Genomic DNA, 13,775 nt, shown 5'->3' with positions numbered 1-13,775 from the left:
GCTGAGAAATCAGCGGGATTTTTTACATATTAGCTTCTCGTCATCTCATGCCCAATTGCACGATATCCTATATCACTTCGATAAAATAGACCGTCACTCTCAATTTTACCGATTTCTTTATATACTTTATCCTTTGCTTCTTGTAAACTATTCGCCTTGCAAGCAACAAATAATACACGGCCACCGTTTGTTACAAAGTCACCATGTTTCATCACTGTACCCGCATGGAAAACAATCACATCTTGCAATGCATCTAGCCCGCTAATAATATCACCTTTTTTATACGCCTCTGGATATCCTTTCGAAGCAAGTACAACACCGATAACTGCTTCTTTTGACCATTGTAACGTTAGTTCACTTTCATCTAATACAGCGTTACATACATCAACTAAATCGTTTTCTAAGCGAGGTAATACAACTTCCGTTTCAGGATCACCAAATCGTGCATTAAATTCAATTACCTTTGGACCATCATTTGTTAAAATAAGACCTGCGTATAAAATACCTGTAAACGAACGATTTTCTTGAATCATCGCTTTAGCAGTTGGGTGTAATACCGTTTCAATCGCTTCTTGAACTGCTGATTCTGGAATTTGTGGTACTGGAGAATATGCGCCCATTCCGCCTGTATTCGGACCTTTATCACCATCAAAAGCTCGTTTATGATCTTGAGCAATTACCATCGGATGTACAGTTGTTCCATTTACAAATGCCATTAATGAAAATTCTTGTCCATCTAAAAATTCTTCAATAACGACCTTCTTGCTTGCTTCGCCGAATTTCACATCTTGTAGCATCTCTTTTGTAGCCTGTAATGCCTCTTCAAGTGTCATTGCTACTGTTACACCTTTACCAGCAGCTAAGCCGTCTGCCTTAATAACGATTGGTGCACCAACTTTTTGAATGTACTGTACTGCTTCTTCATAATCTGTAAAAGTTTCGTATTCGGCAGTTGGAATATCATATTTTTTCATCAATTCTTTCGTAAAAGCTTTACTACCTTCAATAACAGCAGCCGCTTTATTCGGACCAAATACGCGAAGTCCCTCTTCTTTAAAACGATCAACAATTCCATTCATAAGTGGAATTTCTGGTCCAACGAAAGTTAATTCAACATTATTCTCTTTGGCAAATAAGACTAATGCATCAAAATCATTTTCATCAATATCAACTGGTGTTGCAACATCTCGCATACCTTCATTACCTGGTGCTACATACACCTTTTCTACCTTTTCAGATTGTGCAAACTTCCAAGCTAAAGCATGCTCACGACCACCGCGGCCAATTACTAAAACATTCATATTTCATCCCCCAATAATTAAATAAGTACAAACTAGAAGCTATGCTCCTAGTTTGCTTTTTCTAAAATTACTCTATTAATGTTTGAAATGACGTACGCCAGTGAACACCATCGCAATCCCATACTCATCTGCCATTTTAATAGAATCTTCGTCACGAATTGATCCACCTGGTTGGATGATTGCTGTAATTCCCGCTTTTGCTGCTTCTTCCACTGTATCTGGCATTGGGAAGAAAGCATCAGATGCAAGTGCGCTACCTTGTGCCTTTTCGCCAGCTTGTGTAATTGCGATTTTTGCAGAACCTACACGGTTCATCTGTCCTGCACCTACACCAACTGTCATGTTATCATTCGCTAACACAATTGCGTTGGATTTCACATGTTTTACAACTTTCCAAGCTAGTTTTAAATCTTTCCACTCTTGCTCTGACGGTTCACGTTTCGTCGGAATTGAAATTGTACTTTCATCTAATGATAACGTATCTTCCTCTTGAACGAGAAGACCACCTTGTACAGAAGTTAGTTTTTTGCTTGCACTTGTCGCTTTTTCAATATTTACAGTTAATAAACGTAAATTTTTCTTATTTTGCAACACTTCTAAAGCTTCTTGTGAGAACGAAGGCGCGATGACAATTTCTAAGAAAATTTCATGTAATTTTTCAGCTGTAGCTTTGTCAATTTCACGATTCGCTGCAATAATACCGCCAAAAATTGATACTGGATCTGCCTCATAAGCACGTGTGTATGCTTCATGAATATCAGTACCTACTCCAACGCCACATGGATTCATATGTTTTACCGCTACTACTGCTGGTTCTGTAAATTCTTTAACGATGCTAAGCGCTGCATCTGCATCATTAATATTGTTATAAGATAATTCTTTTCCGTGCAATTGTTCTGCATATGCAACAGAAGAAGTTGCAGCAAATGGTGCTTTATAGAAAGTAGCTTTTTGATGTGGGTTCTCTCCATAACGTAAATCCTGTTTTTTCTCAAATGTCACAGTTAATGTTTCAGGACTTTCTTCACCCATTTGTTCTGTTAAGTAATTAGAAATTAGCGCATCATAAGCTGCTGTATGACGGAATACTTTCGCTGCTAATTTACGTTTCGTTTCTTCTTCTACTTCGCCGTTTTCTTTCAGTTCTGCTAATACAACATCATAATCTACTGGATCTACAATTACTGATACAAATTTATGATTTTTCGCAGCAGAGCGAATCATTGTTGGGCCACCGATATCAATATTTTCAATTGCATCAGCAAATGTTACATCAGGCTTAGCGATTGTTTCTTTGAATGGATATAAGTTAACAACAACAAAATCAATTGCTTGAATGCCTAGTTCATTCATTTGCGCTACATGTGTTTCATTATCACGAACCGCTAATAGACCACCATGAATATTTGGATGTAATGTTTTTACACGGCCATCCATAATTTCTGGGAAACCAGTTACTTCAGAAATACCGATTACTTGTAAACCGTTTTCTTCTAGCAATTTTTTCGTACCACCTGTTGAAATAACTTCGATTCCTTGTTCAAGTAATCCTTTAACAAATTCTACTACTCCTGTTTTATCTGAAACACTTACTAATGCACGCTTTTTCATTGACCCTTCACCCCTAGTTGTATGTTAGTTAACAGTTGGTTCTTTCACAGACTGAACAATTTGATTCACTGTATTTACGTATAATTGATGTTCCACTTGTTGAATTTTCTTTTGTAAGCTTTCTCTCGTATCCCCTTCAGAAACAGCTACTGCTTCTTGCGCAATAATTGGACCTGTATCCATACCTGCATCTACATAATGAATTGTTACTCCAGTTACTTTCACTCCTGCTTCTAACGCTTGACCGACAGCATCTTTACCCGGAAAACTCGGTAGTAGCGATGGATGAATATTAATAATCTTCCCGCCGTACGCCTCTAGTAAAGTTGGCCCAATTAAACGCATATATCCAGCTAAAATAACATAATCAATTTCATACTCTTCTAGCTTCTTTAATATCTCTTTTTCAAATGCTTCTTTTGACTCATATGCTTTCGCTGAAAAGGCGAAACACGGAATATGATGATAATGTGCCCGTCCAATAACACGTGCCTCTGGTTTATCACATACTAGTAAACTAATATCTGCATCCAACCTTTTTTCTTCTATCGCATTAACGAGAGATTGAAAGTTAGATCCGCTTCCAGAAGCAAAAACTGCTAATCTACTCATAGTTCTGTGCCCCCGTTAAAGGTAACACCAGCACCTTGTACAGTACGTCCAATAATACGAGCTGTTTCTCCTTGCTCTTCAAGAAGACGAACAACATCTTTTGCATCTTCTTCCTTCACCGCTACTACCATACCAATACCCATGTTAAAAATATTGAACATTTCTTTCTCTTCTAGTTTCCCAACTTCTTGAAGTAAACTGAAGATCGGCTGAATTTCCCAAGCTCCTAGTTCAATCTCAGCACCGATTCCTTCTGGCAACATACGTGGAATATTTTCAATGAATCCACCACCTGTAATATGCGCCATACCGTATACTTCATGTTTCTTCAATAGTTCTAAAATAGGTTTGACATAAATTTTCGTTGGTTTTAATAATTCTTCACCAAGAGGTAGTTCTAAGCGTCCGTAAATACGCTCTAAAGATAGTTCTCCATCTTCTAGTAATACTTTTCGTACTAAAGAATAGCCGTTACTATGAATACCGCTAGATGCTAAGCCAATTAATACGTGACCAGCTTCAATCTTTTCACCTGTTACAATTTTCTTTTTATCAACAATTCCAACTGTAAAACCAGCTAAATCGTACTCTTCCGTCGAATACATTCCTGGCATTTCAGCTGTTTCTCCACCAATTAATGCACAACCAGCTTGGCGACAGCCCTCTGATATACCTTTGACGATGTTTTCAATTTTACTAGGTTCAGCTTTACCACAAGCAATATAATCAAGGAAGAAAAGCGGTTCTGCTCCTTGGACAACAATATCATTTACACACATTGCTACTGCATCAATACCAATTGTGTCATGCTTATCTGCCATAAAAGCGAGCATCAATTTCGTTCCCACGCCATCTGTTCCAGATACTAATACAGGTTCTTCTAATGCAAATTTTGATAGATCAAACATACCTCCAAAACCGCCTAAACCGCCTAGTACTTCTTTTCTCATTGTTGTTTGTACGTGTTTTTTCATGCGAGATACCGCTTCATATCCAGCTTCAATATCTACTCCTGCTTGCTTATATGCATTCGCCATCGTTATTTACACCTCGTCTTTTAATTTCTCCCCATCCAGGACGGGCTATCTTAAGAAAGAAGCTAGCTTCTACACAAAATCATGTAGAAGCTTTTTTCTTCTTATTTCATGCTTTCTAAAAGCTCTTGCTCATAATCATAAAGAGCTGTCGGATAGTCCCCATTAAAGTAAGCCATACATAGGCCGCCATATTTCCCTTCATACGGACGTCCAATTGCATCTACTAATCCATCTTCGCTTAAAAATGTTAAAGAATCTGCACCGATCATTTCACGGATTTCTTCTACTGTATGATTTGCTGCAATTAATTCTTTTCTCGTTTGAATATCAATGCCATAGAAACATGGATACTTAAGAGGTGGTGAAGCGATTCTTACATGAACCTCTGTCGCTCCAGCCTCGCGAAGCATACGAACAATTCGCTTACTTGTTGTTCCTCTTACGATAGAATCGTCAATCATAACAACTCGTTTTCCTTCAACTACACCTCTTACTGCGGAAAGCTTCATCTTTACCCCTTGCTCTCGCAGTTCTTGAGAAGGTTGAATAAACGTACGTCCAACGTAACGATTTTTAATTAATCCTAACTCATACGGAATGCCTGTTGCCTCGGCATAGCCGATCGCAGCTGAAATACTAGAATCTGGTACACCAGTAACAACATCAGCTTCAATAGGAGCTTCTGCCGCTAAACGTTTCCCCATATTTTTACGTGCTGCATGAACGTTAATACCTGCAATATTAGAATCCGGACGTGCAAAGTAAATGTATTCCATACTACAAATTGCATGATCTACATCATTTGTAAAACGATCTACGTGAATTCCTTCATCATTAATGATAATTAATTCACCAGGTTCTACATCACGAATGTATGTTGCACCTACTACATCGAAAGCACATGTTTCTGATGCTACAACGTAAGCATCACCCATCTTTCCAATTGAAAGTGGACGGAACCCATTCGGGTCTAGCGCAACGATCATTTCATTTCCAGTTAGTAAAAGATATGCAAACGCACCTTTCACTTTATTTAGAGCCTCTTTTACACTTTCGATTAAAGAATCTTTTGTACTACGTTTAATGAGATGTAAAAGTACCTCTGTATCTGAACTTGTTTGAAAAATACTTCCTTCTGCCTCTAATTCACGACGAAGCATTTTTGCGTTAATTAAATTTCCGTTATGAGCTAGCGCCATACTGTGATCAGAAAAACGGAATAATAATGGTTGAACGTTAGCAACTTCACTTCCACCTGCTGTCGCATATCGTACGTGTCCAATTGCTGATTTTCCGTTTAGTCCTTCTAGCTCACCTCTTGAAAACACTTCTGATATTAAACCTAACCCCTTGTGACCGATGATTTTTTCCCCATTATTTACAACAATGCCTGCGCCCTCTTGCCCACGGTGCTGTAAACTGTGCAATCCGTAGTACGAAACTTGTGCTGCATTTTCATGCCCCCAAATTCCAAAAACGCCACATTCTTCATTTAACCCCTTTATTTCAGCAAGCATGGGATTGCCCCTTTCCAAGCCTTTCTCATCTCATCTACATTTGCTGTAAGTAATACTTCATTTTCTTCATTATGAATTGTTACTTCATTTGTATTTGTCACTTCTCCAACTTGAATTGCTTCTACCACTTTCTCAAACGCTTCTTTATTTTCACGTTTTACAGTTATAACGAAGCGAGATTGTGATTCCGCAAATAATACTGCTGTTGCTTCTCCGTCTAATTTCACAGTAGCACCTAAACCGTTAGCACCAATTGCACTTTCTGAAATTGCAACTGCTAAACCACCTTCAGCAACATCATGTGCAGATTGAACAAGGCCAGCTTGAATTGCTTCTAGTACTTGTTTTTGGCGTTTTAATTCTACATCTAGATCGATACTTGGTGATTGACCGAAAATTTTACCGTGAATCATTTTCTGTAATTCACTTCCACCAAACTCAGCTTTCGTCTCTCCGATTACATAAACTAAATCGCCAGCTTGCTTAAATTCTTGTGTTGTTACATGTTTTAAATCGTGTACAAGACCGACCATCCCAACTGTCGGTGTTGGATATACAGCTTCGCCACTACGTTCGTTATACATTGATACGTTTCCGCCGATAACTGGCGTTTGTAATGTGCGACAAGCTTCACTCATACCGTCTACTGATTTTTCAATTTGCCAGAAGATCTCTGGTTTTTCTGGGTTACCAAAGTTTAAGCAATCTGTAATTGCAAGCGGCTCCCCGCCAGAACATACGATATTACGTGCTGCCTCTGCTACTGCAATTTTACCGCCCATTTCTGGATCTAAATAAATGTAACGAGAATTACAATCCGTCGTCATTGCTAATCCTTTTTCTGTACCGCGTACACGTACAACCGCTGCATCTGAACCTGGTGTAACAACTGTGCTTGTGCGTACTTGATAATCATATTGATCATATACCCACTCTTTACTTGCAATGGTTGGTTGCTGTAATAAAGCAAATAACGTTTCTTTATAATCTTCTACTTTTGGCGTTTCCATTTTCATTGCTTGGAATTCAGCAAAGTATGCTGCTTCTTTTGATGGCTTATGATAAATTGGTGCTTCTTCTGCTAAAGCATCTGCTGGCACTTCCGCTACCTTTTCACCTTTATGGAATAAACGAAGCATTTTATCTTCTGTTACTTTCCCCATCGTAACTGCTGCAAGACCATACTTCTCGAATAAATCTACTATTTCTTGCTCTCTACCTTTTTTCACAACGATTAACATACGCTCTTGTGATTCAGATAGCATCATTTCATATGGTGTCATTCCTGTTTCACGCTGTGGTACATCATCTAAGTACATTTCAATACCCATTCCTGCTTTACTTGCCATTTCTGCAGAAGATGAAGTTAAACCGGCAGCTCCCATATCTTGAATTCCAACAAGTGCATCCGACTGAATAAGTTCTAAGCAAGCTTCAATAAGAAGTTTCTCCATAAATGGATCCCCTACTTGAACTGCCGGACGTTTCGCTTCTGAGCTTTCAGATAGCTCTTCAGATGCGAATGTTGCACCGTGAATACCATCACGACCAGTTGATGCTCCTACGTACATTACTGTATTGCCAGCACCGTGCGCTTGCCCTTTTTTAATATCTTCATGATTAATTAAACCTACGCACATTGCATTTACAAGTGGATTTCCTTCGTAACATGGATCAAATTGTACTTCGCCGCCAACAGTAGGAATACCAATGCAGTTACCGTATCCTGCAATTCCTGCTACTACTTCTTCGAATAAATATTTCACACGTGGTGATTGTAATTCACCAAAGCGAAGTGAGTTTAATAGAGCTACTGGACGTGCCCCCATAGAGAATACGTCACGGATAATACCGCCAACGCCTGTTGCTGCCCCCTGATATGGCTCAATAGCAGAAGGATGGTTATGACTTTCCATTTTAAATACAACCGCTTGATTATCACCGATATCTACAATTCCAGCACCTTCTCCAGGTCCTTGCAGAACGCGCTCACCTGTTGTTGGGAACTTGCGAAGAACTGGTTTTGAATTTTTATAACTACAATGTTCAGACCACATTACAGAGAATAATCCTGTTTCTGTATAATTTGGCAGACGGCCTAAAATCTTTTCAACCATGGCAAACTCTTCGTCTGTTAGCCCCATTTCCGCATATATACGCTCTTCTTTAATTTGTGTTGGATTTGGTTCAAGCATTAACGACATATGTTTCCCTCCACTGTTTTAAGATAGATTGAAAGACTTTTAATCCTTCAGCACCGCCAAGTAATTCATCTACAGCACGCTCTGGATGTGGCATCATACCAAGAACATTTCCTTTTTCGTTTACAATACCAGCAATATCTGAAACGCTTCCGTTCGGATTTTCCACATAACGGAATGCAATTTGATTATTCTCTTCTAATCTTTTAAGAGTTTCTTCATCACAATAGTAATTCCCCTCACCATGTGCGATTGGAATATTGATCACTGCACCTTTTTCATATTGTGATGTAAACATCGTTTCATTATTTTCAACACGCAACTGAACAGTGCGGCACATAAATTTTAAGTTTTCGTTTCTCATTAACGCTCCTGGTAGTAATCCTGATTCAACAAGAATCTGGAATCCATTACAAACACCTAAAATCGGCTTTCCTTGCTCAGCAGCTTTTTGCACTGCTTTCATTGCGTTAGCAAAGCGAGAAATAGCACCGCAGCGTAAGTAGTCGCCGTAAGAGAATCCACCTGGTAATAGAATTGCATCATATTCATCTAAATTCTCTGTATCGTGCCAAACGTAATCTACTTCTTCGCCAAGCTCATCTTTAATTGCATGGAACATATCAACGTCACAGTTCGAACCTGGAAATACTATTACTGCAAATTTCACTGTGCGACAACCTCCTCAACCTCATAACGGAAGTCTTCCATTACAACGTTCGCTAATAGTTTTTCACACATTTCCTTTACCTTTGCGTCAAGGTCAGATACTGATTTATCAATTGTTAGTTCCATGTACTTTCCGATTCGAACGTCTTGTACTTCTGTAAACGAAAGACTATGAAGTGCCCCTTTTACTGCTGTTCCTTGTGGATCTAATACACTTTCTCTTAATGTTACATATACCTTAACTTTATACATGTGAAATTCCCCCTAAACGTTTTAAAATCTCTTCATAAGCTTCTGTTAAATTTCCAAGATCACGACGGAATACGTCTTTATCAAACTTTTCATTGCTCGTTTCATCCCATAAACGGCAAGTGTCCGGTGAAATTTCATCCGCTAAAATGATTTCTCCTTCATCTGTTACACCAAACTCTAATTTAAAATCTACTAATCTTACACGACAGCTTGCGAAATGATCAATCAACACTTGATTGATTTGTAGAGCCATATCTCGTAATACGCTTACTTGCTCTGGTGATGCAACGTTTAATACACGAATATGATCTTCCGTTACAAGCGGATCTCCTAAATCATCATCTTTGAAGTAAAATTCTACGATTGGTTCTGCAAGTACAGTTCCCTCTTCCATTCCTAAACGTTTTGAAAGGCTTCCTGCAATTACATTTCTTGTGACAACTTCTAGAGGAATAATACTCACTTTTTTAACAAGTTGCTCTGTTTCAGATAACTTCTCTACAAAATGTGTTTTTATTCCTACTTCTTGTAACTTTCTGAACAATAAAGTTGTAATCTCATTGTTCAAACGACCTTTTCCTGTAATCGTCTCTTTTTTCTCCCCATTGAAAGCAGTCGCACTATCTTTGTACTCTACCCAAACCATATCTGCTGATTCTGTACGATAAATTCTTTTTGCCTTACCTTCATACAGCAATTCTAGCTTTTGCATTTCGCAAGCCCCCTGTAGTTTGAAAAATGTGAATAATATTTTTATAAAGAATGGCACAGAATGACTCTATTCTGTGCCATATGAAATTTTACGCTTCGTTTAATCCAAGGCGTTCAAAGATTGTATCAACGTGTTGCATATGATGCTCATAATTGAAGCATTCATTAATTTCTTCTTGTGTTAATTTGCTTGTAATACGCTCATCTGCTTCTACAAGTTCTTTAAATTGTACTTGTGTTTCCCAAGCTTCCATCGCTTTAGGCTGTACGATATCATAAGCTTCTTCACGTACCATTCCTTTGTCGATTAACGTAAGCATTACGCGCTGAGAATAAATTAAGCCGTATGTTCTTGTCATATTGCGTTTCATATTCTCTGGGTATACAGTTAAGTTTTTAACGATATTACCAAAGCGATTTAACATGTAATTTAACGCGATTGTAGCATCTGGTAAAATTACGCGTTCTGCAGAAGAGTGAGAGATATCACGCTCATGCCATAATGGAACATTCTCATAAGCTGTCATCATATAACCGCGGATAACACGAGCTAAACCAGTCATATTTTCAGAGCCAATTGGATTACGTTTATGTGGCATTGCAGAAGAACCTTTTTGGCCTTTTGCGAAAGCCTCTTCAACTTCACGTGTTTCACTCTTTTGTAAACCACGAATCTCAACCGCCATCTTTTCAATAGATGTTGCGATTAGTGCAAGTGTTGACATGTAGTGTGCATGACGATCACGTTGCAATGTTTGTGTTGAAATTGGTGCTGCTTCTAATCCTAAGTTTTCACAAACAAATTTTTCTACGAATGGATCGATATTTGCATATGTACCAACCGCACCAGATAGTTTACCAACACGAACTGTATCAGCAGCTTGTTTGAAACGCTCTACGTTACGTTTCATTTCTTCATACCAAAGACCAAGTTTTAAACCAAATGTCGTTGGTTCTGCATGAACACCATGTGTTCTTCCCATCATGATCGTGTATTTATGCTCTTTCGCTTTGTTAGCTAAAATGCTTACAAAGTTTTCTAAGTCTTTTAATATGATTTCATTCGCTTGTTTTAAGATGTAAGATAACGCTGTATCTACTACATCTGTAGATGTTAAACCGTAATGAACCCATTTACGTTCCTCACCTAATGCTGGTGTTTCTGATACAGCACGAGTGAATGCAACTACATCATGACGTGTTTCTTTTTCGATCTCATAAATGCGCTCAATATCAAATGATGCATGTTCACGAATTTTCTTCACATCTTCTTTTGGAATATCGCCAAGCTCAGCCCATGCTTCACAAGCTAAAATCTCAACTTCTAACCATGCTTTAAATTTGTTCTCTTCCGTCCAAATCGCACCCATTTCAGGGCGTGTATAACGACTAATCATCTTTTTCCCTCCAACAGTTGTTCTTGATGGTCCCAAATATGCAAACTCTTCGCTTTTTCTAGAGCGACTTCAATATTATCATTTAAAATATTAACGTGCCCCATTTTCCGCTGCGCTTTTGCTTCTTCTTTTCCATACAAGTGTAAATAGCACCCGGTTAATCTATTCACTTGTCCTAGGACCCCTTCTATATGTTCGCCTAAAATGTTTACCATGACAACTGGTTTTAACAAATTTGTTTCTCCAAGAGGTAAATTACAGATTGCTCGAATATGTTGGCCAAATTGACTCGTTTCACATGCATCCTGTGTATAGTGCCCTGAATTGTGAGGCCTTGGTGCTAATTCATTAATATAAATTTCACCATTAGCTGTAGCAAACATCTCTACCGCTAGTGTTCCCACAAGCTCTAATTCATCCGCAAGCACCTTTGCGTAAGCAATTGCTTCTTGAGAAAGATCTTCTGTAATGCGAGCTGGCACGATTGATTCATGCAAAATATTATTTACATGAATATTTTCTGCTACTGGAAACACTTTCGTTTCACCACTTACACTACGAATTACAATAACTGATACTTCTTTTTCAAAAGGCACCCATTTCTCTAAAATGCACTCCGCTTCATCCACAAGGTTTCGTGCTTTCTCAACATCAGCTTCACTTCTTAAAACCACTTGCCCTTTCCCATCATATCCACCTGTCGTCGTTTTTAAGACGGAAGGGAATGATAATTCAGCAATCGCTTCAGTAAGCTGCTCCTGATTTTGAACCAGTCTATACGTTGCTACTGGTAATCCCGCCTTTTCAATTGCATTCTTTTCGGTAAAACGATTTTGCGTTTTACTTAACAACTGACTGCCTTGCGGTAAGTAAGCATGTTTTTCAAGCCATTTTAAACATCTATAATCAATATTCTCAAATTCATATGTGACAACATCACTTATCTCTGCTAAATGCTGAATTGCTTTTAAATCGCCATATGATGCAACAATTTCAATATCAGCAACTTGTGCACATGGTGAGTTTTTTGTAGGATCTAAAACAGCAATTTTATATCCCATCTCCTTAGCTGCCAATGCCATCATTCTTCCTAGCTGGCCGCCTCCAATAATACCGATTGTTTTTCCAGGTAAAATGATTCTCGTCATACTAGCTCACTACCTTCGCGCACATCTTTTTCAATTGCTTCTCTTCTCAATTCTAATGCATCATGTATGTCATCATGGAATGATCCAAGTATTTGTGCAGCGAGTAAACCAGCATTTGTTGAACCAGCTTTACCAATTGCAACAGTTGCAACTGGAACCCCTCCTGGCATTTGGACGATGGATAATAATGAATCTAAGCCGTTTAACGCTTTTGATTGAACTGGAACTCCGATTACAGGAAGATTCGTCTTCGCTGCAACCATTCCTGGTAAATGTGCTGCCCCGCCAGCTCCAGCAATAATAACTTTCAATCCACGTTCACGAGCTGTCTCTGCATATTCAAACATATAATCCGGAGTCCGATGAGCGGATACAACTTTTTTCTCATACGGTATATTTAATTCATCTAAAATGTCACAAGCATATTTCATTGTTTCCCAGTCTGACGTGCTTCCCATTATGACTCCAACTAGTGATTTCATATTAGAATCCCCCCGATTCAAATAAAAAAAGCCTGAAATAGAACAGTTTCTCTTTTACTATGAGAGAAAGCGCTCTACTCAGGCATACGTATCCCTTGTGAATAGAAAAATACCGAGTGACTTTCCCTCATAGTCTAACGAATAACGGTCGTTAGGTAGAGACTTGCAGGCCATATCCCCGCGATTATATGAGGTCTTATATATTATTGTTTCTATGGCTATATTAACAATATTTCATAAACAATGTCAACAAATAATCGAATGTTTTTTTATTAGCCACTGATAACGTTCGTGTTTTAGTTATATTCAAAAGGAGAATTGCAACTATATGCAAGAAAGGAAGGAAATTAGAATATATATTTCTAGAGATCTATTTTACATATAACTGTTTATATAGTACTTCAGTATGTTTTAATCAAAATATATACACTCTTGTGTTCTATACATCAATAGAACTTATATTATAACGATTTAATTTCTAAGGAGGAATAACCATGAAAAAAATAACTGTGCTATTATCCTATTTATTTTTCTCTATCGCAGTAATTGCTGTAATTATCGAATACTTATTTATACCATCCCATTATTTTTACTCTCATTATTTAAAATGTATACTTATGGCAGAAATACTGTTTCCTATCTTAGGTATTATTTTAGGGGCATTCGGAAAATCAGGAATACAAAAAATCATTGCCATTATTTTAAACAGTCTCTATTTCATTCTCTTTTCTTCTTTAGCTTTATTAAATGTATGGATTATGACATTTGGTAAATAAAAATAAACACAAAAAAACCTAAGTCGAAACGACTTAGGTTTTTGCTTGGCGACGTCCTACT

The 13,775-nt window shown here is 38.0% G+C and carries 13 protein-coding genes and 1 riboswitch; of the genes, 1 reads left to right on the top strand and 12 read right to left on the bottom strand.

Annotated features, from left to right (window positions below; genetic code table 11):
- Window positions 1-29 precede the first annotated feature (29 nt).
- From purD to purE, 12 genes are all read right to left on the bottom strand, one after another.
- Window positions 30-1,301 (bottom strand): phosphoribosylamine--glycine ligase, encoded by a 1,272-nt coding sequence (gene purD / locus COC96_RS24910; protein WP_097904993.1) that lies wholly within the window; start codon window positions 1,299-1,301, stop codon window positions 30-32.
- A gap of 75 nt (window positions 1,302-1,376) precedes the next feature.
- Entirely contained in the window at window positions 1,377-2,912 is a 1,536-nt protein-coding gene (purH, locus tag COC96_RS24905) for a bifunctional phosphoribosylaminoimidazolecarboxamide formyltransferase/IMP cyclohydrolase (protein ID WP_098269735.1), read from the bottom strand.
- 24 nt (window positions 2,913-2,936) lie between these two features.
- Window positions 2,937-3,524 carry a phosphoribosylglycinamide formyltransferase gene (purN, locus tag COC96_RS24900; RefSeq protein ID WP_098769576.1) on the bottom strand — a complete coding sequence of 196 codons (588 nt, stop codon included), beginning with the start codon at window positions 3,522-3,524 and terminating at the stop codon, window positions 2,937-2,939.
- Entirely contained in the window at window positions 3,521-4,561 is a 1,041-nt protein-coding gene (purM, locus tag COC96_RS24895; protein WP_098769574.1) for a phosphoribosylformylglycinamidine cyclo-ligase, read from the bottom strand. Before purM ends, purN begins: the two co-directional genes overlap by 4 nt.
- Before the next feature lie 101 nt (window positions 4,562-4,662).
- Window positions 4,663-6,078: an amidophosphoribosyltransferase gene (purF, locus tag COC96_RS24890; protein ID WP_098269738.1), complete on the bottom strand. Its 1,416-nt coding sequence runs from the start codon at window positions 6,076-6,078 to the stop codon at window positions 4,663-4,665.
- The gene (gene purL / locus COC96_RS24885) at window positions 6,063-8,282 is read right to left on the bottom strand and encodes a phosphoribosylformylglycinamidine synthase II (RefSeq protein ID WP_098269739.1); all 2,220 of its coding nucleotides are present in this window, start codon (window positions 8,280-8,282) and stop codon (window positions 6,063-6,065) included. The genes purF and purL overlap by 16 nt, the downstream gene beginning before the upstream one ends.
- Complete coding sequence (gene purQ, locus COC96_RS24880; RefSeq protein WP_000666781.1) at window positions 8,266-8,949, bottom strand: phosphoribosylformylglycinamidine synthase subunit PurQ; 684 nt, start codon at window positions 8,947-8,949, stop codon at window positions 8,266-8,268. Before purQ ends, purL begins: the two co-directional genes overlap by 17 nt.
- Window positions 8,946-9,200: a phosphoribosylformylglycinamidine synthase subunit PurS gene (gene purS, locus COC96_RS24875; RefSeq protein ID WP_000278820.1), complete on the bottom strand. Its 255-nt coding sequence runs from the start codon at window positions 9,198-9,200 to the stop codon at window positions 8,946-8,948. The genes purQ and purS overlap by 4 nt, the downstream gene beginning before the upstream one ends.
- A complete protein-coding gene (gene purC, locus COC96_RS24870) occupies window positions 9,193-9,912 on the bottom strand; it encodes a phosphoribosylaminoimidazolesuccinocarboxamide synthase (RefSeq protein ID WP_001170543.1) in 720 nt (239 codons plus the stop codon). Before purC ends, purS begins: the two co-directional genes overlap by 8 nt.
- A gap of 88 nt (window positions 9,913-10,000) precedes the next feature.
- Window positions 10,001-11,308, bottom strand: a complete 1,308-nt coding sequence (gene purB, locus COC96_RS24865) for an adenylosuccinate lyase (RefSeq protein ID WP_000625689.1) — start codon at window positions 11,306-11,308, stop codon at window positions 10,001-10,003.
- On the bottom strand, window positions 11,305-12,456 hold the full coding sequence (gene purK, locus COC96_RS24860; protein ID WP_098269740.1) for a 5-(carboxyamino)imidazole ribonucleotide synthase: 1,152 nt from the start codon (window positions 12,454-12,456) through the stop codon (window positions 11,305-11,307). Before purK ends, purB begins: the two co-directional genes overlap by 4 nt.
- Window positions 12,453-12,938, bottom strand: a complete 486-nt coding sequence (gene purE / locus COC96_RS24855; RefSeq protein WP_000839367.1) for a 5-(carboxyamino)imidazole ribonucleotide mutase — start codon at window positions 12,936-12,938, stop codon at window positions 12,453-12,455. Before purE ends, purK begins: the two co-directional genes overlap by 4 nt.
- A 110-nt stretch (window positions 12,939-13,048) precedes the next feature.
- Window positions 13,049-13,150: riboswitch (purine riboswitch) on the bottom strand.
- A 282-nt stretch (window positions 13,151-13,432) separates the two neighbouring features.
- Here purE and COC96_RS24850 point away from each other — a divergent pair.
- Complete coding sequence (locus tag COC96_RS24850; protein WP_098769573.1) at window positions 13,433-13,714, top strand: hypothetical protein; 282 nt, start codon at window positions 13,433-13,435, stop codon at window positions 13,712-13,714.
- Window positions 13,715-13,775: the final 61 nt, after the last annotated feature.

It is taken from the genome of Bacillus cereus (genome assembly GCF_002577405.1).
Lineage (GTDB): Bacteria > Bacillota > Bacilli > Bacillales > Bacillaceae_G > Bacillus_A > Bacillus_A cereus_AU.
Note: the sequence above shows the minus strand (reverse complement) of the source record. Positions and strands in the feature narration are given on the sequence as shown.